Source organism: Streptomyces sp. NBC_00878, assembly GCF_026341515.1.
Taxonomy (GTDB): domain Bacteria; phylum Actinomycetota; class Actinomycetes; order Streptomycetales; family Streptomycetaceae; genus Streptomyces.
In genome coordinates this window covers 8,097,312-8,121,892 of the sequence record NZ_JAPEOK010000001.1, presented here as the reverse complement: position 1 = coordinate 8,121,892, position 24,581 = coordinate 8,097,312, and the positions used below count along the sequence as shown (strand labels likewise).

Here is a 24,581-nt window from a genome sequence, read left to right as displayed (position 1 = left end):
GACCCGCGTCCCACTGTCCGCCGTACGTCACGGCCGGTTCGGCCTCCTGCCGGGCGGCCGCTGTGTCCGGACTGCCGGCCGAGTGTCAGGGCTGCTGTCCGAGGCGGTTCGCCGTGTGGACCGCGCGCAGGACCGCCGCCGCCTTGTTGCGGCACTCGGTGTCCTCGGCGACGGGGTCCGAGTCGGCGACGACTCCGGCGCCGGCCTGCACGTACGCCGTGCCGCTGCGCAGCAGGGCCGTGCGGATGGCGATGGCGGTGTCGGAGTCGCCCGCGAAGTCGAGATAGCCGACGCAGCCGCCGTACAGGCCGCGGCGGCTCGGCTCCAGCTCGTCGATGATCTGCATCGCGCGGGGCTTGGGGGCGCCGGAGAGGGTGCCGGCGGGGAAGCAGGCGGTCAGTACGTCGAAGGCCGTACGCCCTTCGGCCACCCGGCCCGTGACCGTGGACACGATGTGCATGACGTGCGAGTAGCGCTCGATGGACATGAAGTCGACGACCTCGACGGAGCCGGGCCGGCAGACCCGCCCCAGGTCGTTGCGCCCGAGGTCGACGAGCATGAGGTGCTCGGCGCGCTCCTTGGGGTCGGCCATCAGCTCGTCGGCGAGGGCCTGGTCCTCCTGGACGGTGGCGCCGCGCGGCCGGGTGCCCGCGATGGGGTGCACCATCGCCTGCCCGTCCTCGACCTTGACCAGGGCCTCAGGGGAGGAGCCGACGACGTCGAATCCGTCGAAGCGGAAGAGGTACATGTACGGGGACGGGTTGGTGGCCCGCAGTACTCGGTACACGTCCAACGCGCTTGCCGTGCACGGCGTTTCGAAGCGCTGGGAGGGGACGACCTGGAAGGCTTCGCCGGCCCGGATGCGCTCCTTGATGTCGTCGACGGCGAGCTGGTAGTCGGGGCCGCCCCACAGTGCGGTGTACTCCGGAAGCTCGGACGGCGGGAGCGCGGCCGGGGGCTGGGAGACGGCCCGCGAGAGGTCCGCCTCCATGGCGTCGAGGCGGGCGACCGCGTCGGTGTACGCCTCGTCGACGCCCGTGTCGAGGTCGTTGTGGTTGATCGCGTTGGCGATCAGCAGGACCGAGCCGTCCCAGTGGTCCATGACCGCGAGGTCACTGGTGAGCAGCATGGTGAGCTCGGGCAGCTTCAGGTCGTCGCGCTCGCCGGGGCCGATCTTCTCCAGGCGGCGCACGATGTCGTAGCCGAGGTAGCCGACCATGCCGCCGGTGAAGGGCGGCAGTCCAGACGAGCCACGGCCGTACGCGAGGTCGCGGGGTGTGTGGAGGGCCTCGATGGTGGCGCGCAGGGCCGCGAGGGGGTCGCCGTCGACGGGGACGCCGACGGGCGGGGTGCCGAGCCAGTGGGCCTGGCCGTCGCGCTCGGTGAGGGTGGCGGCCGAGCGGACGCCCACGAAGGAGTAGCGGGACCAGGAGCGGCCGTTCTCCGCGGACTCCAGGAGGAAGGTGCCGGGGCGCTCGGCGGCGAGCTTGCGGTAGAGCGCGACGGGCGTGTCGCCGTCCGCGAGGAGCTTGCGGCTGACGGGGATGACACGCCGGTCGGTGGCCAGCTTGCGGAAGGTCTCGAGGTCCATGGCGGCTGACCTTACTGATCCACGGCCGGTACGCCGGAATCGGCGTCCTCGGTGTCCGCGGCGCCCGCGCCGTCCTCGCTGCCCTCGGCGTCCTTGAGGAGCACGTCGGCGTCGAAACAGGTGCGGTCGCCGGTGTGGCAGGCGGCGCCGACCTGGTCGACCTTGACCAGCACGGTGTCGGCGTCGCAGTCCAGGGCGACGGACCTGACCCACTGGAAGTGACCGGACGTGTCGCCCTTGACCCAGTACTCCTGGCGGCTGCGCGACCAGTACGTGCACCGGCCGGTCGTCAGCGTGCGATGCAGTGCCTCGTCATCCATCCAGCCGAGCATGAGCACCTCACCGGTGTCGTACTGCTGGGCGATGGCGGGGACGAGCCCGTCGGCGCTGCGCCTGAGGCGTGCGGCGATCTCGGGATCCAGGCCGCTGGGCCTGCTGGGCGGGGGCGTGCTGGTCATGACGACCATTGTGCCGCGCCGTTCCAACACCCCTGTGCACTTGTCCACTGGGCGGACCCCGGAGGCAGTCGTAGGCTGGCAGACATGTCGACCCATGCCAAGCGTGAACGACTTCTCCTCGCCGACCTGCTGGAGACGGAGGGCCCGGACGCCCCCACTCTGTGCGAGGGCTGGAACACCCGTGATCTCGCCGCGCACGTGGTGGTGCGCGAGCGCCGCCCGGATGCCGCCGGCGGCATCCTGATCAAGCAACTCGCGCCACGCCTCGAACGGGTGATGACGGAGTTCACCGAGAAGCCGTACGAGGAGCTGATCCAGCTGATCCGTACGGGTCCGCCGCGCTTCTCGCCCTTCTCCCTCAAGCAGATCGACGAGGCGTCGAACGCGATCGAGTTCTACGTCCACACCGAGGACGTACGCCGCGCCCAGCCCGACTGGACTCCCCGCGAGCTCGACTCCGTCTTCCAGGACGCCCTGTGGTCCCGTCTGGAGCGCGGGGCCCGCCTCATGGGCCGCGGCGCCCCCACCGGCCTGGTGCTCCGCCGCCCGAACGGCCAGACGGCGGTCGCCCACCGGGGCACACCGGTCGTCACGGTCACGGGCGAACCCTCCGAACTCGTCATGTTCGTCCACGGCCGCCAGAACGCCGCGGACGTGGAACTGGAGGGCGACAAGGACGCGATCGCGAAGCTGCACGAGGCGAAGCAGCTGGGCATCTGAACAGCCGCCTCAGGAGTCCGGCTACCTCGGAAGTTCGGCCCGGCGGAGGTCTCGTACGCACAGCCCGAGCACCCCGCCGAGGCCGCACACGGCCGCGCTGACGACGAAGACCGGGCCCGTGCCCCACGCGCCGATCGCGGCGGCGGACAGCGGCATGCTGAGCGGGGCGAGGCCGAGGTTGACGAAGCCGGCCACGGAGCTGACCCTGCCCAGGTAGGCGGGGTCGGTCCGGGTCTGCAGCAGTGCGCCGCACAGGGCGCCGCTGAGGCCCGTGAGCAGGCCGATGAGGACGGCGACGCCCGCCGCCGCGACGACGTTCGGCACGTAGGCCAGGGCGCCGACCGCGACCGAGCCCGTCAGGATCGTCACCGCCATGACGCGTCCGGCGTGCGGAAGGCTCCCGCGTACGGCGAGCAGCAGCGCGGCGGCGCCCGCGCCCACGCCGAACCCGGCGAGCACCCAGCCCACCCCGGAGGCGCCCCAGCCGCGCTCGTCGGCGAGCAGGGTCAGCCCCACGTTGAGCGGGCCGACGAAGCCGAGGTCCCCGAGGGCGATGGCTACGATCAGCGGGGCGAGGACGCGGTGGCCGCGGATGTAGCGCAGTCCGTTGCGGAGGTCGCTCCAGGCAGTGGGACGCTCGGCGGTCCTGTCGTCCCCGGGAAGGTCGGCGACCCGTAGGGAGACCAGCAGGGGCACCGACACGGCGATCAGCAGCCCGGCCAGTCCGAAGGCCGCGGCCGGCCCGCCCAGCGCGATGCCCAGACCGCCGAGCGGCGCGCCCACGACGTTGGCGAAGCGGATGGCGAGGCCGCGCATGCCCTGGACGCGGGTGAGCTGGCCGCGGCCGGTGATGCGGGCCGGCAGGGCGCCCACCGCGGGCAGGAAGACGGCGTCGACGGTGCCGAAGACCAGGGCGAGCAGGGCCAGCGGCCACAGCCCGGGGGTGGTGGCGAAGAGCAGCGCGGCCACGGCGAGCACGGCCGCGCACCGCACGGCGTCACTGCCGATGACGACTCGCCTGGGCCCGAACCGGTCGGCCAGCACTCCCCCGCCGAGCATCAGCAGGGCGCGCGGCACCGCACTCACGGCCGCCACGAGCCCGGCCTGCGCGGGCGTACCCGCCTGCACGGCGGCCCAGGTCAGCGCGAGGTAGTAGACGTTGTCGCCGACCATGGACGCGGTGTAGGCACCGAGCCAGCGCAGGACGTTGGGGTCACGGTGGGCCGGTCGGCCGGAGGCGGGGGCCGGGGCAGGGGGTATGAGCGCGGTGGACATACGCGTGTGCCCTCTCAAGGCTGCGGAGGCTGCGGTGCGGGCCGCGAACTCTCAGGTGCGGAACGGGAATCCGTACACATGCAGCGCGACGTTCTCGCGCCCCTCGGTCGCGCCGGCCGCCTCGGCGGCGCGGCCCTTCTCGTCGTACTTCCTGGCTAGGGCGAGCAACTCCTCGCCGAGTTCGGCCAGTTCGGCCGAGGTCAGCCGCAGCAGCGACTCGTTGTCCGGTGCGGCGGAGTTCCACTCGGAGCCCCATGTGGGGCGTTCGTCGAGGTAGCGGCGGTACATGTCGGCCCGCTGCTCGTGGAAGAGCCTGGTGGCGGCCAAATGCGCGGACGCCCTCTCGGGTGCGTCCCGGAAGTCCTTGTCCCTGATGCTCACGCCCTGCGACGAGGGCTGCCACCAGCGCTCGCGGGCGTCGCCGCTCTGCGGCTCGGCCGCCTCGATCAGCCCGTGCTCGGCCAGCTTGCGCAGGTGGTAGCTGACCAGTGAGACCGCTTCGTCGACCTGCTCGGCAAGCTGGGAGGCAGTGGCGGTCCGGGCCACGCACAGCCCTCGGTACAACTGCATCCGCAGGGGGTGGGCCAGGGCCTTGAGGGTGCCCAGATCCGTGATCGGGAGGTTCTCCGTGCCACTCATGACACCACCGTAGATACGAAAGAAAAGTTGCGCAATATAAATTGCGCAACTTTTCCCGTGCACCCGTGGACCGAGGTCAGTGTCGGTCGATCGAGACCGGTGTCACTCGGCCCAGGTGCGCAGCAGCAGGGCGGTTTCCGTCATCCCGGCCTCGTCGCTGCGGATGTCGGCGATGAGTTTCGCGACCTCTCCGTACGGCAGCTCGAACGGCATCCCGGACTGCTCCATGTACTCCCAGGCGCACGCCACACCGATCGAGGCGTTGTAGTCGCTGAACGGCCGCAGTCTCAGGGCGGTATGCAGGAAGGTCGCCGCCCGCGAGGCGATCTCCTCGTAGTAGGGCTCGCCCGCGATGCGCTCGTACCTGTGGCGCTCCACCATGACGGACAGTGCGCCCCAGTCCCGGATGGGAGTGTTCTGCGGCGAGACGTTGACCTGGATACTGAGGACCCAGTCGGTGTCGACGTAAAGGGTCACCGCAGTCCCTCCGGGAAGCGCTCGTCGAAGTCCGCCATGATCCCCCGAGCCTTCTTCGAGGCGCCCTCCACGAACCGCTGCCTCTGCCGTCTGCGCACGACACCCTCGGTCAGGATGTCGTGCGCCAGCCGCTTGATCGAGACGCCCTGCTCCTTGGCCTCGGCGCGCAGCTCGGCCAGTTCTTCCTCAGTGAAATCGATCGTGATTCCAGGCATACAAGCAGCGTAAACACACTGGAACCATGACAACTACCGCGTTCACCACCAAAGGCGAGGCATCGAACTAGCGCACGGGATGCCCCGCCTCCCGCAACGCCTGCTTCACCTCTCCGATCCGCAGGTCGCCGAAGTGGAAGACCGACGCGGCCAGTACGGCGTCCGCGCCCGCGGCGACGGCCGGGGGGAAGTCGGCCAGTCGGCCCGCGCCGCCGGAGGCGATGACCGGCACCGTGACGTGCTTTCGTACGGCCTCGATCATCTCGATGTCGTAGCCGTCCTTCGTGCCGTCGGCGTCCATCGAGTTGAGCAGGATCTCGCCCGCGCCCAGCTCGGCCGCCCGGTGCGCCCACTCGACCGCGTCGATGCCGGTGCCCTTGCGGCCGCCGTGGGTCGTGACCTCGAAGGTGCCCTCGGGAGTCCGCCGCGCGTCCACCGACAACACCAGCACCTGCCGTCCGAACCGCTCCGCGATCTCGCGGATCAGGTCGGGGCGGGCGATCGCGGCCGTGTTGACGCCGACCTTGTCCGCGCCCGCGCGCAGCAGTTTGTCGACGTCCTCGGCCGTGCGGACGCCGCCTCCCACCGTCAGCGGGATGAAGACCTGCTCGGCGGTGCGGCGCACCACGTCGTACGTGGTCTCGCGGTTGCCGGAGGACGCCGTGATGTCCAGGAACGTCAACTCGTCGGCGCCCTCGGCGTCGTACACCTTGGCCATCTCGACGGGGTCGCCCGCGTCGCGCAGGTTCTGGAAGTTGACGCCCTTGACGACCCGGCCGTTGTCGACGTCCAGGCAGGGGATGACTCGTACGGCCAGGGTCATGACTCGGGTGCCTCTCGGTACGCCTCCACCTCGACCTCGACCACCAGGCTGGGGTCCACGAAACCGGAGACGATGATCATGGATGCCGCGGGCCGGACGGAGTCGAACAGCTCCTTGTGAGCGCGTCCGACGTCCTCCACATCGCGGGCATGGGTGAGGTACATGCGCGTCCGTACGACGTCCTCGCGGCCGAGGTCCAGCTGCTTCAGTGCCGCCAGCGCGACGTTGAACGCGTTGATCGCCTGCTCGTACGGGCCGCCTCCCGCGATCTCGCCGTCCACTATCGACGTGCAGCCAGAGACCAGCACCAGGCCGTTCGGCAGCTCCACCGCGCGGGAGTACCCGAAGGCATCCTCCCAGGGAGCTCCGGTCGTGACGCGTCGCAGGTCACTCACTTGGCCACCGCCTCCAGGGCCTCTTCCAGGGTGAACGCCTTCGCGTACAGGGCCTTCCCGACGATCGAGCCCTCGACACCCAGGGGCACGAGCTCGGCGATGGCACGCAGGTCGTCAAGCGACGAGACCCCGCCGGACGCCACCACCGGGCGGTCGGTCGCCGCGCACACGTTCTTCAGGAGCTCCAGGTTCGGGCCCTGGAGCGTGCCGTCCTTCGCGATGTCCGTGACGACGTACCGCGCGCAGCCCTCCTTGTTGAGCCGCTCCAGCGTCTCGTAGAGGTCGCCGCCGTCGCGCGTCCAGCCGCGACCGCGCAGCGTCGTGCCGCGTACGTCGAGACCGACCGCGATCTTGTCGCCGTGCTCGGCGATGACCTTGGCGACCCACTCGGGCGTCTCCAGGGCGGCCGTGCCGAGGTTCACCCGGGTGCAGCCGGTGGCCAAGGCCGCGGCGAGCGTGGCGTCGTCACGGATGCCGCCGGACAGCTCCACCTTGATGTCCATCGCCTTCGTGACCTCGCCGATCAGCGCACGGTTGTCGCCCGTGCCGAACGCGGCGTCCAGGTCCACGAGGTGCAGCCACTCGGCACCCGCCCGCTGCCAGGCGAGGGCCGCCTCCAGAGGAGAGCCGTACGAGGTCTCCGTACCGGACTCGCCGTGGACGAGGCGGACCGCCTGGCCGGCACGGACGTCGACGGCGGGGAGGAGTTCGAGCTTGGCCATGGTCTACAGGGTTCCGATCCAGTTGGTGAGCAGCTGCGCTCCGGCGTCGCCGGACTTCTCGGGGTGGAACTGCGTGGCCCACAGAGCGCCGTTCTCGACGGCCGCGACGAAGGGCTTGCCGTGCGTCGACCAGGTGACGAGGGGCGCGCGCATCGCCGGGTTGCCGACTTCCAGGTTCCAGTCGTGCACGGCGTACGAGTGCACGAAGTAGAAGCGCGCGTCGGCCTCGAGGCCCGCGAAGAGCTGCGAGCCCGCCGGTGATTCGACGGTGTTCCAGCCCATGTGGGGCACGATGTCGGCCTGCAGCGGCTCGACCGAGCCGGGCCACTCGTCGAGGCCCTCGGTCTCGACGCCGTGCTCGATGCCGCGTGCGAAGAGGATCTGCATACCGACGCAGATGCCCATGACCGGACGGCCACCGGCGAGACGACGGCCGACGATCCAGTCGCCGCGCGCCTCCTTCAGCCCCTTCATGCATGCGGCGAAGGCGCCCACGCCGGGCACCAGCAGGCCGTCCGCGTTCATGGCCTTGTCGAAGTCACGCGTTATCTCGACGTCGGCACCCGCGCGCGCGAGGGCACGTTCCGCCGAGCGCACGTTCCCGAAGCCGTAGTCAAAGACGACTACTCGTTTCGAAGGGGAGCTCAATTCCACACCTCCAGCCTCAGGACGCCCGCGACCAGACACATGCCGGCGCCGATCGACAGCAGCACGATGAGACTCTTCGGCATCTGCTGCTTGACGAAGGAGTAGACGCCGCCGAGCAGGAAGAGCCCGACGACGATCAGTACGGTGGACAGGCCGCTCATGGCTTTACAGGGCACCCTTCGTGGACGGCAGGATGCCCGCCGCGCGCGGGTCACGCTCGGAGGCGTACCGCAGGGCCCGGGCCAGCGCCTTGAACTGGCACTCCACGATGTGGTGCGCGTTGCGCCCGTACGGCACGTGCACGTGCAGCGCGATCTGGGCCTGCGCGACGAAGGACTCGAAGATGTGCCGGGTCATCGTCGTGTCGTACTCGCCGATCATCGGCGCCATCTTCTCGGGCTCGGTGTGCACGAGGTACGGGCGGCCGGAGAGGTCGACGGTGACCTGGGCGAGCGACTCGTCCAGGGGAACGGTGCAGTTCCCGAATCGATAAATCCCCACCTTGTCGCCGAGGGCCTGCTTGAAGGCGGCGCCGAGCGCGAGGGCGGAGTCCTCGATGGTGTGGTGCGAGTCGATGTGCAGGTCGCCCTCGGTCTTCACGGTCAGGTCGAACAGACCGTGGCGGCCGAGCTGGTCGAGCATGTGGTCGTAGAAGCCGACTCCTGTCGACACGTCGACCTTGCCGGATCCGTCGAGATCGATCTCGACGAGGACCGACGTCTCCTTGGTCACCCGCTCGACTCTTCCTACGCGGCTCATGCGCTCTGCTCCTTCTTCAGTTCACGTACCGCGTCGAGGAACGCGTCGTTTTCGGCGGGGGTTCCGGCGCTGACCCGCAGCCACCCCGGTACGCCGTTGTCCCGGACCAGGACGCCCCGGTCGAGGATCTTCTGCCAGGCCTCGTGGGAGCCGTTCTCGCCGTCGAACCGCCCGAACTGGACGAAGTTCGCGTCGGAGTCGGCCACGTCGAAGCCGATCGCCCGCAGTTCGAGGACCAGCCGGTCCCGCTCGGTCTTCAGCTGCTCGACGTATCCGAGCAGGGTGTCGGTGTGCTCCAGGGCGGCCAGCGCGGTCGCCTGGGTGACGGCCGACAGGTGGTACGGCAGCCGTACGAGCTGTACGGCGTCCACGACCGCCGGGTGCGCGGCGAGATAGCCGAGGCGCAGCCCGGCCGCGCCGAACGCCTTCGACATGGTCCGCGAGACGACGAGATTCGGCCGACCTTCGAGCAGTGGCAGCAGCGAGTCGCCGTGGCTGAACTCGATGTACGCCTCGTCGACGACGACCATGGACGGCTTGGCCGCCTGCGCGGCCTCGTACAGCGCGAGGACCGTCTCGGGCGGAACCGCGTTGCCCGTGGGGTTGTTGGGGGTGGTGATGAAGACGACGTCGGGCTTGTTCTCGGCGATCGCCTTCTCAGCGGCCGCGGCGTCGATCGTGAAGTCCTCGTTGCGCGGGCCGGAGATCCATCCGGTGCCGGTGCCGCGCGAGATCAGGCCGTGCATCGAGTACGAGGGCTCGAAGCCGATCGCCGTGCGGCCGGGCCCGCCGAAGGTCTGCAACAGCTGCTGGATGACCTCGTTCGAGCCGTTGGCCGCCCACACGTTCGGGAGGCCGACCGTGTACTTGCCGGTCTTCGTCAGGTACTTGGCCAGCTCGGTGCGCAGCTCGACCGCGTCCCGGTCGGGGTAGCGGTTGAGGTTCCGGGCGGCCTCGCGCACCCGCTCGGCGATCCGCTCGACGAGCGGCTCGGGCAGCGGGTAGGGGTTCTCGTTCGTGTTCAGCCGTACGGGGACGTCGAGTTGGGGCGCGCCGTACGGGGACTTGCCGCGCAGCTCGTCGCGTACGGGGAGGTCGTCGATGCCGGTCACTTGCTGGGTACCTTCCAGTCGAACCTTGCCTTGACGGCGGCACCGTGGGCAGGGAGGTCCTCGGCCTCGGCGAGCGCCACCACGTGGTGCGCCACCTCCGCGAGGGCGTCGCGCGTGTAGTCGACGATGTGGATCCCGCGCAGGAAGGACTGGACCGACAGACCCGAGGAGTGGCAGGCGCAGCCGCCGGTCGGGAGCACGTGGTTGGAGCCGGCCGCGTAGTCGCCCAGCGAGACGGGCGCCCAGGGGCCGACGAAGACCGCGCCGGCGTTGCGTACGCGGTCCGCGACCGCGCTCGCGTCGGCCGTCTGGATTTCCAGGTGCTCGGCACCGTACGCGTTGACGACCCGCAGGCCCTCGTCCACGCCGTCCACCAGCACGATCGCGGACTGCCTGCCGCTCAGCGCCGGGACGATCCGGTCCTCGATGTGCTTGGTGGCCGCGACCTGCGGCTCCAGCTCCTTCTCCACCGCGTCGGCCAGCGCGACCGAGTCGGTGACCAGGACGGCGGCGGCCAGCGGGTCGTGCTCGGCCTGGCTGATCAGGTCGGACGCGACGTGCACCGGGTCGGCGCTCTCGTCGGCGAGGATCGCGATCTCGGTCGGACCGGCCTCGGCGTCGATGCCGATCCTTCCCGCGAAGTAGCGCTTGGCGGCGGCGACCCAGATGTTGCCCGGGCCCGTGACCATGTTGGCGGGCGGGCAGGACTCGGTGCCGTACGCGAACATCGCGACGGCGGTAGCGCCACCGGCCGCGTACACCTCGTCGATCCCGAGCAGCGCGCAGGCGGCCAGGATCGTCGGGTGCGGCAGGCCCCCGAACTCGGACTGGGCGGGCGAGGCCAGCGCGATCGACTCGACGCCCGCCTCCTGCGCCGGAACCACGTTCATGATCACGGACGACGGGTAGACGGACCGGCCGCCGGGCGCGTACAGCCCGACCCGGTCGACGGGCACCCACTTCTCGGTGACCGAACCGCCGGGCACGACCTGGGTGGTGTGCGTGGTGCGGCGCTGCTCGCGGTGGACGATACGGGCGCGGCGGATCGACTCCTCCAGGGCCGCGCGGACGGCCGGATCGAGCTGCTCCAGCGCCTGAGAGAGCGCCCGCGCCGGGACGCGCACGGACTCCAGGCGTACGCCGTCGAACTTCTCCGCGTAGTCGATCAGCGCCGCGTCGCCCCGATGATGCACGGCCTCGCAGATCGGACGCACCTTCTCCAGTGCGGCCGATACGTCGAAGTCGGCTCGGGGCAGCAGGTCGCGCAGGGCGGAGCCCTCGGGGAGGGCGTCGCCGCGCAGATCGATTCGGGCCATAGCGAAATGTTGCAGCACGCAGACAATTCTCTCAGACGGGGATCGGGCGCCGGACGGCTGTATCAATCGCTGATACGGACCGTGGATCACCGGTCCACACGTGGCCCGATTTCGTTCCTGGCACGGGTTCCGGAAGATCACCTTCACCACTAGCGTTCAGGCAGTCACCCAGCGGGCATCACAGGAACGACTGTACGAAACCCGCGAGTAGCGGGGGAGAAAGGGAAGACCGTGACCCAGGGGGCCGGCGTCCGTGCCGGAGAAGTGCCCGACGACCTGACCGGCGCCGAGGCCGGGATGTGGCAGGCGTTCCGCAACGGCAGCCTGTACGACCTGCGTGCCGGGGACAGGACCGTCGACGATCCGCACGGCGGCCATCCCTGGGGCCCCGAGCGCAGTGTGCGGGCCCGGATAGTGGCCTGGCTGCTGCTGGACGGACCGCCCGCGCTCGACGGCCGCGTCGCCTCCCTCAAGCTGACCGGCGTCCAGATCATCGACGTGCTCGACCTCGCGGGCGGCACGATCGAGCCGTACGTCGAGATCAAGGGCTGCCGGTTCGAGAAGGAGGTCCTGCTGCCGGAGGCGCGGTTCACGACCGTGCGCCTGGTGGACTGCGCGGTGCCCCGGCTGGAGGCGGCCCGGGTGCACACCGAGGGCGATCTGCATCTGCCGCGCTGCCGCTTCCACAACGGCGTGCGCCTCACCGACGCCCACATCGGCACGGACCTGCTGCTCAACCAGGCGGTGATCTACCGGGACCGGCGCGGCCGCTCCCTCATCGGCGACGGGATGACCGTCGGGCAGGACCTCCAGGCCGAGATGCTGGAGTCGCACGGCGAGTTGAGCCTGCGCGGCGCGAAGGTCGGCGTCTCGCTCAGCCTGCGCGGCAGCCGGCTGGCGAATCCGTACGGGGGCCGCCGCGCGCTGAACGCACCGCAGCTGACCGTCGAGCGCACGCTGTACCTGACCCCGGCGGGCATCGGCGACCCCGTGCAGACCAGCGGCCGGACACCGGCGCGCGGCACCCGGATACAGCGGTTCGAGTGCGAGGGCGGGATCCGGCTCGACGACGGCCGGTTCGGCGACGCGGTGGACTTCGAGCAGGCCCGCTTCATCCTGCGGGACGACCAGGAGCTCTCACTGCGCCGCGTCCAGGTGCCCGAGCTGCGCTTCCTCGGCGAGCGCCCGCAGCGCGGCCGGGTCGTGCTGAACGGCGCGAAGGTGGTCAACCTGATGGACCAGGCGACCAGTTGGCCGGGCGCGGGCCAGCTGCAGATGGGCGGCTTCCAGTACGAGTACCTCGTACCGCGCGGCCCGTTCCCGCTGGCCCGGCGCCTGGAGTGGGTGGCCGCGGCGACTCCCGAGTACAACCCGGAGCCGTACGAGCGGCTGGCCACCGTGCTGCGCAACGGCGGCGAGGACGAGGACGCCCGCGAGGTGCTGCTCGCCAAGCAGCGCCACCGACGCGAGAACCTGCCGATCGCGGCCAAGCTCTGGGGGTACGCGCAGGACTGGACGGTCGCCTACGGGTACCGGCCGGGGCGGGCGGCCCTGTGGATGGCCGTGCTGTGGGCGGCGACCTCCATAGCCTTCGCACACGCCGATCATCCGCCGCTCAAGAGCGGCGAACATCCGCCGTGGAACCCGTCGCTGTTCGCCCTGGACCTGCTGCTCCCGGTCATCGATCTCGGCCAGGTCGGCTTCTGGCAGCTGCGCGGCGGCTGGCAGTGGCTGTCCGCTGCGGTGATCCTGCTGGGCTGGATCCTCGCCACGACGGTGGCGGCAGGCGCGACACGGCTGCTGCGCAGGGGATGAGCAGAGGCTGCACAGGGAATGGACACGGGCTGAGCAGCGCTGCCTCCCAGGTCGCACACAGCCGCCGGACACCTGAACATCAGTCACCTTTTACCCGGCCTTGACCATTCCGTACACAACCAAATCAGGGTTACAAAAGCGTCACCGTGCACCTCTGGCACGCGTCCGACCTGCGGGTTTTCAATGGACAGCACCATGGCACTGCTGCGCGCGTTCCTCCGTACGGCACGGATGGCACGGAACACTTCGCGCCTCGCCGCCGGTCTGCCCGCCGACGACGAGGTACTGCTCGACGCGCCCGACGAGCGGCTCGGACCCGCGCTGGTCGCCGCCGGCCGCGGCGAGTACGCGTCCGCCGCGAAGCTGCTGGCCACCACCCGGGATGCCGCCGAGTGGGAGAGCCGGGACCGGTACGCGACCCGTCTGGCCGCCTTCGCGCGCTCCCGGAGCGAGTGGTTCGACGACTGGTGCTCCGCCGCCCCGCACGACCCGGACGCGCTGCTGGTCAAGGCCGAGCTCGCGGTGTGCCGGAGCTGGGAGTCACCGGCCCGCGCCGAGCTGCTGCGCCAGGTCGGTCCGCTGATCTCGGCCGCCGCCGAGGGCGACCCGCGCGACCCGGTGCCGTGGCGCATCGCGCTCGACCACGCCCGGGGCACGAACACCCCGCACACCGCGTTCGAGTGCTTGTGGGCCGAGGCCGTACGCCGCTCCCCGCACCACTACGGCTGCCATGTGGCCGCCCTCCAGTACCTGTCCGCCGCCTGGTACGGCTCGCACCGCGAGTGCTTCGACTTCGCCGAGCGGGCCGCACAGGACGCGCTGCCCGGCTCCCTCGTCCAGGCCCTGCCGGTGCGCGCGGCCTTCGCGTACCTGACCGAGGGCGGCGGACCGGCCGTGCGGCGCGAACGCCTCGACGCCGCGGCCGACCTCGCGATCGCGGTGTCCGGGGAGTATCCGACCGCCGACCCGTGGCCCGCGGAGGTCCGCAACCTGCTCATCTACGTACTGATCCGCCTCGAACGCTGGCAGGACGCACTGTCCGAGCTGCACCGCGTCGGGCCGCACGCCACCTCGTTCCCATGGGACCGCATCTCGGACGACCCCCTCGGCCAGTTCCTCGAACTGCGCGACGGGATACGGATCGAGGTGGCCTCGGGCATGCCTCTGAAACTACGCAACGCGGATGTTCCGTATCCACGGAGTGAGCGCGACGGACGCACGCCTTCCGATGACCATTAGGCTCTCGTCGTGACCACCGTCCGGCTCCCCCTCTTCCCCCTGAACTCGGTGCTGTTCCCCGGGCTCGTGCTCCCTCTGAACATCTTCGAGGAGCGCTATCGCGCCATGATGCGCGAGTTGCTGAAGACTCCTGAGGACGATCCGCGCCGGTTCGCCGTCGTCGCCATCCGCGACGGCCACGAGGTCGCGTCCACGGCCCCCGGTATGCCGGACCCGACCGCGCTGCCGCAGCGCGGGCCCGCGGCCGGCTTCGGCGACGACCCGGTGAAGGCGTTCCACGAGGTGGGATGCATCGCCGACGCGGCCACCATCCGGGAGCGGGCCGACGGCAGCTTCGAGGTACTGGCCACCGGTACGACCCGGGTGCGGCTGCTCTCCGTGGACGCCTCCGGGGCCTTCCTGACGGCCGAACTGGAGGAGCTGGAGGAAGACCCCGGCGAGGAGGCCGGCGCGCTGGCCGAGGGGGTACTGAGGGCCTTCCGGCAGTACCAGAAGCGGCTCGCGGGGGCACGGGAACGGTCCCTGTCGACCGGAGCCGAGCTGCCGGACGAACCGGCCGTCGTCTCGTACCTGGTCGCGGCGGCGGCGATGCTCGACGTACCGGCGAAGCAGCGGCTGCTCCAGGCCCCGGACACGGCGTCCCGGCTTCGCGAGGAGCTGACGCTGCTGCGGGCGGAGACCGCGATCATCCGCAACCTGCCATCGCTGCCCGCGTCGGAGCTGACGCGGGGGCCGACGAATCTCAACTGAGGCAGCGGGGACGGAATCAGCCAATTGGGATGGCCAAAAACCCATGGAGAACTCGCGATCATCAAACTTATGCTCATCTCTCCACGGTCATGATCATGGACATGACCACAGCGTTGGGGGAACAACCGGATGAGCCGTCGGAGCATACTGACCGTCGCCGCCTGTATGGCGGCCGGTTCGACGCTTTTGATCGCACCCGCTCACGCGTCCGAGGCCACGGACGCGGCGATCCAGGACCGGGTCGAATGCACGAGCCTGAGCAACGGGCAGCTCTGCATCTCCCTGAACACGAGCCCCAGCCGCGTCGAGGTCTTCTACACGAAGACCGGCGGCTCGACGATCAGCGCGCAACTCGGGTACCGCACCACCACCGCAGGCACCACCACCTACGGCGGGACGAAGAGCATCAGCCTCAATGAGCGGGCCGTCAACACCTGGAACATGAGCTACCGGTGCGACGTGGACTGGAAGGGCCTGATCAAGGTCTCCGGGCAGGGGACCTTCGAGACCCCGTGGGCGACCTGCTGACCAAGGTCGGCCTATGACCAAGGTCGGCCTCTGATCAAGGACCGTCGCCTGCCGCCCCCGCCCGGACACCGTTTCGGGCGGGGGCGGCCGCGTTTCGGCTGTCTGGGATGATGCGGGCCCATGGCGAAGAAGTCGAAGAAGCAGCAGTCGGGCGGGACGCCTGCGACCGTGGCGCTCACCGCGGCGGGCGTCGAGTTCACGGTCCACGCCTACGAGCACGATCCGTCGCATCCCTCGTACGGCGAGGAGGCGGCCGAGGCGATGGGCGTCTCTCCGGACCGGGTCTTCAAGACCCTGGTGGCGGACGTCGACGGCACGCTGACGGTCGCCGTGGTCCCGGTGGCGGGCTCACTGGACCTGAAGGCGCTCGCTGCGGCGGTCGGCGGCAAGCGCGCGGCGATGGCGGATCCCGCTCTGGCGGAGCGCACCACGGGTTACGTCCGTGGCGGAATCTCGCCACTCGGCCAGCGCAAACGGCTCACCACAGTGGTGGACGCCTCGGCCGACGCCCACGCCACGATCTGTGTCTCGGCGGGCCGCCGCGGCCTGGAGGTGGAGCTGGCCCCGAAGGACCTGGCGAAGCTGACCGGAGCGGTTCTGGCGCCCGTCGGGCGTGCGTGACCCCTCGACGGGGGGCCGGTTTTCGGTTAAGCACCGAGGGCATGTCGAAGAAGACGCGCAAGCGGAAGTGGCGGGTCAAGAAGGGCCGGTCGAACCACGGACACCGGCCCGCGTAGGCGCTCCCCAGGAAGCGTTTCGTACCCGGGGCCGTCAGGACTGCGGGTTGCCATCGGGAAGCTGGGGCTGGTCGTACGGGTCCGGGTCCCTCGGGGCGAACAGGGCCGTCAGGCCCAGGTGGACCAGGAGGGCCGAGAAGGACCAGGCGAGCAGGGCGCCCTTGGCGTTGAGCACCAGCGGGGCGTCGAAGGTGACACCCTTGCCCGCCTCCTTGGCGTGGGCGACCACGTCCTCGGTGGGGCCGAGCCAGATGCCGAGGCGCCAGGCGATCAGCGAGGCGAGGATGCCGCCGACGGTGAGCGCGACGATCAGCGGGATGCCGCCACGACGCCGTACGAGGAAGACAACCACCGCGGTGACCAGGCCGAAGCCGAGCGCGAGCAGGGTGAAGGTGCCGTCCACTCCGATGGACTGCTCCCCCTCCAGGTCCCGGGGATAGACCGCCGAGCCGTCCGAGAACAGCGGCACACGCGGTGCCAGCCAGCACCACAGCAGTCCGAGCAGTACCCCGCCGAGCGCGGTCGCGACCGTGATGACGGCGGCCTCTCGCAGTTCGGTCTTCATCCCGGGACCGTCCTCCTGATGACCGAGCGCGTACCCGGGGGGCGGCGCCTGCCAGGCATGGTGCGGAGGCTGGTGATTCGGCGGAGGTGGCGGAGTCAGCGGTGCGGTCACTCTCACATCGTGCCAGGCCTGGCTGTCAGTCGCGTCACCGGACGGCAGCCCGACGGTAGGCCCAGGTGGCGACGGCCAGCGAGGCGACACCGACGCCCGCGCACACGGCGAGGTCGATCAGGACGACACCCCAGTCCGGGTCCGCCGCGAAGGTCAGCTCGAAGGCCTCGACGCCGTACGTGGAAGGCAGCAGGTCACGCGCGTACTGGACGACCGTCGGCAGCCGGTCCGGCGGCAGCACCCCGAGCAGCAGAGCGGCGGACATGCCCAACTGACCGAGCAGCGTGGCCAGTTCGGGCCGCGGGGCGAGCAGTCCGAGCGCCGCTCCGAGTCCGGCGAGCGCCGCGCCCGCGAGCGGGATGACGGCGATGAGGATCCACAGGTGCGTGAGCGGCAGCCCGAAGAGCACGCAGCCGACCACGGCGGTGACGAAGGTCCCGGGCACGGTGAAGGAGGCGTACGCGGCGGCGGCGCCCAGCACGACGGCGGCGGGCGGCACGGGCAGCGTCGCGTAGTGGTCGAGGCCGCCGCTGGCGCGCAGCTGGCCGAAGTACTGGGCGAGCAGGTTGAGCGCCACGAACGCGACCACGAGGACCGACGAGCCGGCCACCACGGAGCGCGCCTCGCCGCCGCCGTCCACGACCCCGCGCATCAGGACCATGATCCCGATGGACTGGAAGGTCGCCACGAACAGCAGCGGGATCCTGGCCACCCGGGCCCGGGAGAGCTGCGCCCGGTAGACGGCGGCCAGCGCCGGCCACAGCCTCGCGCGCGGCCCGAGTCCGGCCGCGGCACGGGTTCCGTCCTCGGCGTCCACAACCGAGTTCCCGTTCGCGCGGGCTGCGCCGGGCAGGACCTCGGCGGGTACGACACTCACGTCGAGCGGCTCCTGTTCGCTTCGGCTGTCGTCCTGTACCTGTTCCGTACGGCTGTGGAGGCCCGCACGCTCATGCCTTGACCAACCCCCGTACGTTTCCGGCGCTGCCGCCCAGCGCCAGGTACACGTCTTCCAGGCTCGGGGTGGCGAGCGTGAAGTCGTCCAGGGCCGCGAAGGCGGCGCCGCCGGTGACGGCCGCAACGGCCGCGCGGGCCTCCTCGGGGGCGAGCCGCAGCGACCAGCGACGGCCCGACTCTACGGCCCGGTCGCGCAGAGCGGCGACTTCGGGCACGTCGAGGGGCGCGCGCTCGCGCCAGACGAGTTCGAGGCGCACCTCGCCGGCGACCTGCTCCTTCAGCCCGGAGGGGGTGTCGCAGGCGATGACACGGCCCGTGTCCAGGACGGCGACTCGGTCGAGGACCGTCTCCGCCTCGATGACGTTGTGGGTGACCAGGAGGACCGTCGTGGCGTGCTCGGCCCGGCGCCGGTCGACGGCGGCCCAGACGGCGCGGCGGGCGACGGGGTCCATGCCGGTGGTCGGCTCGTCGAGGACGAGGAACGGCCGCGCGCCGACGAGCGTGGTGGCGAAGCAGGCGAGCCGCCGCTGCCCGCCGGACAGCTTCTTGAGCGGGCGCGAGGCGAGCGCGGTGAGCCCCAGCTCCTCCAGGACCGTGTCCCGCTCGGCCCGCGCGGTACGTACGTCGAGCCCGCGCAGCCGCCCGGTGGTCTCCGCGGCGAGCGACACGGTCAGCTCGTCGAGCGCGGTGGACTCCTGTCCGAGGTACGCGAGGATCCGCGCCGCCCGCTCGGGGTGGGCCACGATGTCGTGCCCGAGGATCTCGACGCTGCCGCGGTCGGGCCGCATCAGCCCCGTCAGCTGCCGTACGAGGGTGGTCTTGCCTGCTCCGTTCGGCCCGAGCAGCCCGAAGATCTCCCCGCGCCGGATGTCGATCCGTACCCCGTCGGTGGCCCGCACCTCGGGCGTCCCGGGCACTCCGCGCCGCCCGCGCACCGCCGGATAGGTCTTCGTCAGATCCCGTACCGCGCACACGACATCCCCACCGTGCCCGTTCCGGACTCCCTGTGCGGTGCGCGTACTCACGAGGACTGAGGGTACGGGGTCCCGACGCCCCGACGACGCCCGGGGCGGGCATACGCCCCTTTAGGGGCGCAGGGCTGCGCCCCTAAAGGGGCGCGGGGCTGTGACATATGCGGCTCCGCCGCGTGGGCGCGACAAGCCCCCACAACCCGCACCCAACACACAACCCTTCCGGCCGCGGCGGCAAGCCAACCTCAGCCAACCCCCTACTCCCCTGCGGGAGCATGCTCGGCAGCGGTCCGTACGTCGATTTCCCGCCAGAACCCCGCCCGAATCGCATACCGATCATGCTCATCGATCTGATCGTCCTTATGGGCAAGCAGCCCGAACCGGGCCGCATACCGCAACAGCTCCCCGTCAATGCGATGCGGCACCCGCGGATACATCGTCGACAGCTTCTGCAGCTGGGTCTGGTCCGACAGCCGCCCCATCCACCGCCGCGCGAACACCTGCCCCACCTCGTACGGATCCCCGCCCACCGTCGTGATGTCCTCCTCACGATCGGCCCACCTCTGCTCCGCCGACGTGAGCTGCGCGAGCGTCGGCAACAGCGCGGCCTCGGCGGACTCCGCGGCGGTACCGGGCCGGTCGACCCACCCCTTGTCGGAGGACCACCGAAGCGTCGCGTTCGCGGGCTGCGCATGTGGATGCGGGTGCGGATGCGCCCCGGGCGCGCGCAAGGCGGCCAGATCCTTCGGCGTCGGGACGCCACCCTTGGCGGCCGGCACCCGCTCCTCCGTGCCGTTCTCACCGGGCGCGGCCTGCGCGTGCTCGGCCTCCCGCGCGGCCCGCTCACCCGCGGAGGCCGGCGCGGACTCGGGCAGCGGCGCGGAGAGGATCGCCGCGATCTCGGGCCGCGGCGCGGGCGGCGGCGCGCAGACCCCGCCGAGATCCTTGGCATGCACGGCCTTGGTGATCCACGCGCGGTCGAGAACACGCCGCTCGTCGGCCTCGGCGACAAGGTCCTCGGACTGGTTGTAGTCGCCGTCCGCCGCCTGCACGGCCCACAGATGCACGGCGACCCCGTGCTCCTTCGCGGCCATCATGCCGGGCAGCAGATCCCCGTCACCGGTCACGAGCACCACGTCGGAGCAGGCCCGGTTGCGCGCCAGCTCCGTGAGCTCGGCGTGCATGGCGGCGTCCACGCCCTTCTGTGCCCAGCGCCCGTCGCTGCGGGTCAGCGCACCGAGGCGCACCGTGACCCGCGGCATCACCCGCAGGCGGCGGTGCTCGGGCTGCGGTACGCGGTCGGGGGCGCCGTCGAACCAGTAGATGCGCAACAGGGGCCGTTCCGTGTCGGACTCGGCGCGCTCGCGCAGGCCCTGGATGAGGGCGGCGTGGTCGACGGTGATCCGGGAGCGGGAGGAATCCCCGGCGAGAAGACTGGCAGCAGCCCCGAGCAGGTACCCGGCGTCCACCAGGACAATGCAGCGGTCCACGCGATCCACCCTCTTTCCGGGAGGTTTGCTTCGGGCTTCCTTCGAGTCTGCCCGACCCTGCGGAGGTTAACGGCCGGAACTCGATCTTCGGCGTGGCGGATCGGGATATCACTCACCGACAGGGCTTATTACGCACGGTAATTCTCCGAAATGCGCCCCTTATCCTTGTATGTGAGTCTGGTCCCGGCCCTGGCCCCGAGATCCCCCGTAGGAGGCAGATCACCATGGCCAAGAACAAGAACCGCAAGCAGGGCGGGCAGCAGGACCGCTCCTCGCAGGCAGAGCGTGCGCAGGAGCAGGCAGACCGGTCCTCGGCGGAGGCGCAGCAGTCGCCGATGTCGCAGGCCGAGGGCAGCCCCGCCCATGTTGCCCGCAAGCACCAGAAGCGCTTCGGCCACAACTGAGGCCCGCGTGAAGCTGGTTGAGGGCTGCTGAAGCCCTGTACGCGACGAGGGGCGCATCCGTCACGGATGCGCCCCTCTCGCACCTCGGTGTCCGGTTCACCCCGCCAGGCAGGACGGTCCGAGCAGCACTTTCAAGTCACCGAACAGTGCGGGGTCCGGCTTCACCCGGTGCCGGTCGAGCCGCAGCACCGTGGTCTTGCTCGGGCCCTGGAGCCTGATCCGCACCTCGCTCTCGCCCCTGTGGTGGCTGAGGATCTCGCCGAGCCGGCTGATCATGGGCGGGGTGACCTTCAGCGCCGGGATGGTGAGGATCACGGGCGCGTTGGTGCCCGCGTTCGACACGTCCGGGACCTGGAGTTCCATCGCGACGAGGCGGGGCACGTCCTCGCGCTTGTCGAGGCGTCCCTTGACGAACACCACCGTGTCCTCGACGAGTTGGGTCGACACCAACTGGTAGGTGGCCGGGAAGAACATGCACTCGATCGAGCCCGCGAGGTCCTCGACGGTGGCGATCGCCCAGGCGTTGCCCTGCTTGGTCATCTTGCGCTGGAGCCCGGAGATGATGCCGCCGATGGTGACGACCGCGCCGTCGGCGTGCTCGCCGCCGGTGAGCTGGTTGATGCCCGCGTCCGCCTTGTCGGACAGCACGTGCTCCAGACCGAACAGCGGGTGGTCGGAGACGTACAGACCGAGCATCTCCCGCTCCTGGGCGAGCAGATAGGCCTTGTCCCACTCGTCGGTGGTGAACTCCACGTCGAGTCCGAAGCCGGGCTCGGTGTTGTCCTCCTCGCCCATCCCGCCGAACAGGTCGAACTGCCCCTCGGCCTCCTTGCGCTTGACCGCCACCACGTTGTCGATCATCGGCTCGAAGTGCGCGGTCAGCCCCTTGCGGGTGTGCCCCATCGTGTCGAACGCACCCGCCTTGATCAGCGACTCCGTGGTCCGCTTGTTGCAGGCGACCGCCTCGACCTTGTCGAGATAGTCCGGGAAGGAGGCGTACTTCCCTTTGGCCTTACGGCTGCGGATGATCGACTCCACCACGTTCGTACCGACGTTGCGGACGGCGGAGAGGCCGAACAGGATCACGTCGTCGCCCTGAGCGGCGAAGTTCTGCTCGGACTCGTTGACGTTCGGCGGCAGCACCTTGATGCGCATGCGCCGGCACTCGTTCAGATAGACCGCCGACTTGTCCTTGTCGTCCTTGACCGAGGTGAGCAGCGCGGCCATGTACTCGGCCGGGTAATTCGCCTTCAGATACGCCGTCCAGTACGACACCAGTCCGTACGCGGCGGAGTGCGCCTTGTTGAAGGCGTAGCCGGCGAAGGGGACCAGCACGTCCCACAGGCCCTGGATCGCCTCGTCGCTGTAGCCCTTGTCCCGGGCGCCCTTCTGGAAGAGGACGAAGTTCTTGGCCAGTTCGTCGGGCTTCTTCTTGCCCATCACGCGGCGGAGGATGTCGGCCTCGCCGAGCGAGTACCCGGCGATGATCTGGGCGGCCTTCTGCACCTGCTCCTGGTACACGATCAGGCCGTAGGTGACCGCCAGGACCTCCTCCAGCGGCTCCTCGAGCTCCTTGTGGATCGGGGTGATCTCCTGGCGCTTGTTCTTGCGCTCCGCGTAGTTGATGTGCGAGTTCATGCCCATCGGGCCCGGCCGGTAGAGGGCCGAGACGGCGGAGATGTCCTCGAAGTTGTCGGGCTGCATCTGGCGGAGCAGCGAGCGCATCGGGCCGCCGTCGAACTGGAAGACACCGAGGGTGTCACCGCGGCAGAGCAGTTCGAAGGTCTTGGGGTCGTCCAGCGGGAGGGCGAGCATCTCCAGGTCGATGCCCTTGTTGGCCTTCACCATCTTGATGGCGTCGTCCATGATCGTGAGGTTGCGCAGGCCGAGGAAGTCCATCTTCAGCAGGCCGAGCGACTCGCACTGCGGGTAGTCCCACTGCGTGATGGTCACGCCGTCGGTGTGCCGCACCCAGATCGGGGCGTGGTCGACGATGGGCTCACTGGACATGATCACGCCGGCCGCGTGCACACCCATCTGCCGGACCAGCCCCTCGACACCCTTCGCGGTGTCGATGACCTTCTTCACGTCCGGCTCGTTCTCGTACATCCCCCGGATCTCGCCCGCCTCGCTGTAACGCGGGTGCTTGGGGTCCGTGATGCCGTTCAGGTCGATGCCCTTGCCGAGGACGTCGGCGGGCATGGCCTTGGTGAGCCGGTCACCCATCGCGTACGGATAACCCAGCACGCGCGCGGAGTCCTTGATGGCGTTCTTCGCCTTGATCTTTCCGTACGTGCCGATCATGGCGACCTTGTCGGCGCCGTACTTCTCCGTCACATACCTGATCACCTCGACGCGCCTACGCTCGTCGAAGTCGATGTCGACGTCGGGCATGGAGACACGCTCGGGGTTCAGGAACCGCTCGAAGATCAGGCCGTGCGGGATCGGGTCGAGGTCGGTGATGCCCATGGCGTACGCGACGATCGAGCCGGCCGCGGAACCACGGCCCGGGCCGACCGCGATGCCCTGCTTCTTGGCCCACATGATGAAGTCGGCGACCACGAGGAAGTACCCCGGGAACCCCATCTGGATGATGACGTCCATCTCGTACTCCGCCTGCTTCTGGCGGTCGTCGGGGACGCCGCCGGGGAAGCGGCGCTCCATCCCGAGGCGGACCTCCTCCTGGAACCAGGTGACTTCGGTGAAGCCGTCGGGGATCTCGAACTTCGGCATGAGGTTCTTCGCCTCGAACATGCCGGACGTGTCGATCTGCTCGGCCACCAACAGGGTGTTCGCACACCCCTCCTGCCAGGCCTCCGAAGAGTCCACCGCGTACATCTCGTCCGTGGACTTCAGGTAATAACCGGTCCCGTCGAAGCGGAAACGGTCCGGGTCCGAGAGGTTCTTGCCCGTCTGGATGCACAGCAACGCGTCGTGCGCGGTCGCCTCGTGCGCGTACGTGTAGTGCGAGTCGTTCGTCACCAGCGGCGGGATGCCCAGCTTCTTGCCCACCCGCAGCAGATCGTCACGGACCCGCCGCTCGATGTCGATCCCGTGATCCATCAACTCCAGGAAATACCGGTCCTTGCCGAAAATGTCCTGGTACTCCGAGGCCGCCTTCACCGCCTCGTCGAACTGGCCCAGACGCAACCGCGTCTGCAACTCACCCGACGGACAACCCGTGGAGGCAATCAGCCCCTCCGACCACTGGGAGATGGTCTCCTTGTCCATCCGCGGCCACTTCTGCAGCCAGCCCTCCGCGTACGCGTCCGAGGACAGCCGGAAAAGGTTGTGCAGACCGGTCCTGTTCGCCGCCCAGATCGTCTTGTGCGTGTAACCACCCGAACCGGACACGTCGTCCCGCTTCTGGTGCGGCTGACCCCACTGGATCTTCCGCTTGTTCCGCCGCGACTCCGGGGCGACATACGCCTCGATCCCGATGATCGGCGTCACCCCCGCCTTCTTCGCCGTGTGGAAGAAGTCGTACGCCCCGTGCAGGTTGCCGTGGTCCGACATCGCGATGTGCGTCATGCCCATCTCATTGCACGCGTTGAACATGTCCTTCAGCCGCGCGGCACCGTCCAGCAACGAGTACTGGGTATGGACGTGCAGGTGCGTGAACGGCGGCTTTGACACGGCTTCGGCCTCCAAGAAGAACTGGCGTCGACGAGCTTCCCAACAGGCTGCGGACAGTCTGGGGGACAGCGACGAAGTCTATGCCGGAGCACTGACACTCGGAGCGGTCTCCCCCGTACCTTCATACGGGGAAAACGGGCACTCCCGGATACCTTCGTCCGTTGGAAGATGACGGAGACATCCGTTCCGGCGGACTGCCCTTTCCGTCCCACACGTCATGCACCACCTGCA

General features: G+C 70.0%; 26 protein-coding genes. 7 read left to right on the top strand and 19 right to left on the bottom strand.

Annotated elements, in window-relative coordinates; translation table 11 throughout:
• Positions 1–85: 85 nt before the first annotated feature.
• Positions 86–1,591: an anthranilate synthase component I gene (locus OHA11_RS35230; protein ID WP_266503231.1), complete on the bottom strand. Its 1,506-nt coding sequence runs from the start codon at positions 1,589–1,591 to the stop codon at positions 86–88.
• Between the two features lie 11 nt (positions 1,592–1,602).
• Entirely contained in the window at positions 1,603–2,049 is a 447-nt protein-coding gene (hisI, locus tag OHA11_RS35225; RefSeq protein WP_266503229.1) for a phosphoribosyl-AMP cyclohydrolase, read from the bottom strand.
• An 84-nt stretch (positions 2,050–2,133) separates the two neighbouring features.
• On the opposite strand from hisI, the gene OHA11_RS35220 reads away from it, so the two are divergent.
• On the top strand, positions 2,134–2,769 hold the full coding sequence (locus OHA11_RS35220; RefSeq protein WP_266503228.1) for a TIGR03085 family metal-binding protein: 636 nt from the start codon (positions 2,134–2,136) through the stop codon (positions 2,767–2,769).
• A 21-nt stretch (positions 2,770–2,790) separates the two neighbouring features.
• Here the strand turns inward: OHA11_RS35220 and OHA11_RS35215 are convergent, their stop codons facing one another.
• From OHA11_RS35215 to hisD, 12 genes are all read right to left on the bottom strand, one after another.
• Positions 2,791–4,044 carry an MFS transporter gene (locus OHA11_RS35215; RefSeq protein WP_266503227.1) on the bottom strand — a complete coding sequence of 418 codons (1,254 nt, stop codon included), beginning with the start codon at positions 4,042–4,044 and terminating at the stop codon, positions 2,791–2,793.
• A 51-nt stretch (positions 4,045–4,095) separates the two neighbouring features.
• Positions 4,096–4,683: a transcriptional regulator gene (locus OHA11_RS35210; RefSeq protein WP_266503226.1), complete on the bottom strand. Its 588-nt coding sequence runs from the start codon at positions 4,681–4,683 to the stop codon at positions 4,096–4,098.
• A gap of 102 nt (positions 4,684–4,785) precedes the next feature.
• A complete protein-coding gene (locus OHA11_RS35205; protein WP_266503225.1) occupies positions 4,786–5,160 on the bottom strand; it encodes a hypothetical protein in 375 nt (124 codons plus the stop codon).
• Entirely contained in the window at positions 5,157–5,375 is a 219-nt protein-coding gene (locus OHA11_RS35200; RefSeq protein WP_266503223.1) for a hypothetical protein, read from the bottom strand. The genes OHA11_RS35205 and OHA11_RS35200 overlap by 4 nt, the downstream gene beginning before the upstream one ends.
• 67 nt (positions 5,376–5,442) lie before the next feature.
• On the bottom strand, positions 5,443–6,198 hold the full coding sequence (gene hisF, locus OHA11_RS35195) for an imidazole glycerol phosphate synthase subunit HisF (protein ID WP_266503221.1): 756 nt from the start codon (positions 6,196–6,198) through the stop codon (positions 5,443–5,445).
• Positions 6,195–6,593 carry a RidA family protein gene (locus tag OHA11_RS35190; RefSeq protein WP_266503220.1) on the bottom strand — a complete coding sequence of 133 codons (399 nt, stop codon included), beginning with the start codon at positions 6,591–6,593 and terminating at the stop codon, positions 6,195–6,197. The genes hisF and OHA11_RS35190 overlap by 4 nt, the downstream gene beginning before the upstream one ends.
• Entirely contained in the window at positions 6,590–7,315 is a 726-nt protein-coding gene (priA, locus tag OHA11_RS35185) for a bifunctional 1-(5-phosphoribosyl)-5-((5-phosphoribosylamino)methylideneamino)imidazole-4-carboxamide isomerase/phosphoribosylanthranilate isomerase PriA (protein ID WP_266503218.1), read from the bottom strand. The genes OHA11_RS35190 and priA overlap by 4 nt, the downstream gene beginning before the upstream one ends.
• Before the next feature lie 3 nt (positions 7,316–7,318).
• The gene (hisH, locus tag OHA11_RS35180) at positions 7,319–7,969 is read right to left on the bottom strand and encodes an imidazole glycerol phosphate synthase subunit HisH (RefSeq protein WP_266503217.1); all 651 of its coding nucleotides are present in this window, start codon (positions 7,967–7,969) and stop codon (positions 7,319–7,321) included.
• Positions 7,960–8,124 carry a hypothetical protein gene (locus OHA11_RS35175; protein WP_186001182.1) on the bottom strand — a complete coding sequence of 55 codons (165 nt, stop codon included), beginning with the start codon at positions 8,122–8,124 and terminating at the stop codon, positions 7,960–7,962. Before OHA11_RS35175 ends, hisH begins: the two co-directional genes overlap by 10 nt.
• Positions 8,125–8,128: 4 nt before the next feature.
• A complete protein-coding gene (gene hisB / locus OHA11_RS35170) occupies positions 8,129–8,722 on the bottom strand; it encodes an imidazoleglycerol-phosphate dehydratase HisB (protein ID WP_266503212.1) in 594 nt (197 codons plus the stop codon).
• Positions 8,719–9,834, bottom strand: coding sequence for a histidinol-phosphate transaminase (locus OHA11_RS35165; RefSeq protein WP_266503211.1), 1,116 nt, complete (start codon positions 9,832–9,834; stop codon positions 8,719–8,721). The genes hisB and OHA11_RS35165 overlap by 4 nt, the downstream gene beginning before the upstream one ends.
• On the bottom strand, positions 9,831–11,150 hold the full coding sequence (hisD, locus tag OHA11_RS35160) for a histidinol dehydrogenase (protein ID WP_266503209.1): 1,320 nt from the start codon (positions 11,148–11,150) through the stop codon (positions 9,831–9,833). Before hisD ends, OHA11_RS35165 begins: the two co-directional genes overlap by 4 nt.
• Positions 11,151–11,381: 231 nt before the next feature.
• On the opposite strand from hisD, the gene OHA11_RS35155 reads away from it, so the two are divergent.
• From OHA11_RS35155 to ybaK, 5 genes are all read left to right on the top strand, one after another.
• Complete coding sequence (locus OHA11_RS35155) at positions 11,382–12,965, top strand: oxidoreductase (RefSeq protein ID WP_266503207.1); 1,584 nt, start codon at positions 11,382–11,384, stop codon at positions 12,963–12,965.
• A 195-nt stretch (positions 12,966–13,160) separates the two neighbouring features.
• Entirely contained in the window at positions 13,161–14,204 is a 1,044-nt protein-coding gene (locus tag OHA11_RS35150) for a hypothetical protein (protein ID WP_266503204.1), read from the top strand.
• Between the two features lie 9 nt (positions 14,205–14,213).
• Positions 14,214–14,954, top strand: coding sequence for an LON peptidase substrate-binding domain-containing protein (locus OHA11_RS35145; protein WP_266503203.1), 741 nt, complete (start codon positions 14,214–14,216; stop codon positions 14,952–14,954).
• A gap of 129 nt (positions 14,955–15,083) precedes the next feature.
• Positions 15,084–15,482 (top strand): hypothetical protein, encoded by a 399-nt coding sequence (locus OHA11_RS35140; RefSeq protein ID WP_266503202.1) that lies wholly within the window; start codon positions 15,084–15,086, stop codon positions 15,480–15,482.
• 120 nt (positions 15,483–15,602) lie between these two features.
• On the top strand, positions 15,603–16,103 hold the full coding sequence (gene ybaK, locus OHA11_RS35135) for a Cys-tRNA(Pro) deacylase (protein ID WP_266503200.1): 501 nt from the start codon (positions 15,603–15,605) through the stop codon (positions 16,101–16,103).
• Positions 16,104–16,253: 150 nt separating this feature from the next.
• Here ybaK and OHA11_RS35130 read toward each other — a convergent pair whose 3' ends face one another.
• The 4 genes from OHA11_RS35130 to OHA11_RS35115 form a co-directional block, all read right to left on the bottom strand.
• Entirely contained in the window at positions 16,254–16,895 is a 642-nt protein-coding gene (locus OHA11_RS35130; protein ID WP_266503198.1) for an AAA family ATPase, read from the bottom strand.
• Positions 16,896–16,929: 34 nt separating this feature from the next.
• The gene (locus OHA11_RS35125; protein ID WP_266503195.1) at positions 16,930–17,772 is read right to left on the bottom strand and encodes an ABC transporter permease; all 843 of its coding nucleotides are present in this window, start codon (positions 17,770–17,772) and stop codon (positions 16,930–16,932) included.
• 70 nt (positions 17,773–17,842) lie between these two features.
• Entirely contained in the window at positions 17,843–18,874 is a 1,032-nt protein-coding gene (locus OHA11_RS35120) for an ABC transporter ATP-binding protein (RefSeq protein ID WP_266503194.1), read from the bottom strand.
• A 203-nt stretch (positions 18,875–19,077) separates the two neighbouring features.
• Complete coding sequence (locus tag OHA11_RS35115; RefSeq protein WP_266503192.1) at positions 19,078–20,310, bottom strand: NYN domain-containing protein; 1,233 nt, start codon at positions 20,308–20,310, stop codon at positions 19,078–19,080.
• A 224-nt stretch (positions 20,311–20,534) separates the two neighbouring features.
• On the opposite strand from OHA11_RS35115, the gene OHA11_RS35110 reads away from it, so the two are divergent.
• Entirely contained in the window at positions 20,535–20,714 is a 180-nt protein-coding gene (locus OHA11_RS35110) for a hypothetical protein (protein ID WP_266503190.1), read from the top strand.
• Between the two features lie 96 nt (positions 20,715–20,810).
• Here the strand turns inward: OHA11_RS35110 and dnaE are convergent, their stop codons facing one another.
• Positions 20,811–24,350 (bottom strand): DNA polymerase III subunit alpha, encoded by a 3,540-nt coding sequence (gene dnaE / locus OHA11_RS35105; RefSeq protein ID WP_266503189.1) that lies wholly within the window; start codon positions 24,348–24,350, stop codon positions 20,811–20,813.
• Positions 24,351–24,581: the final 231 nt, after the last annotated feature.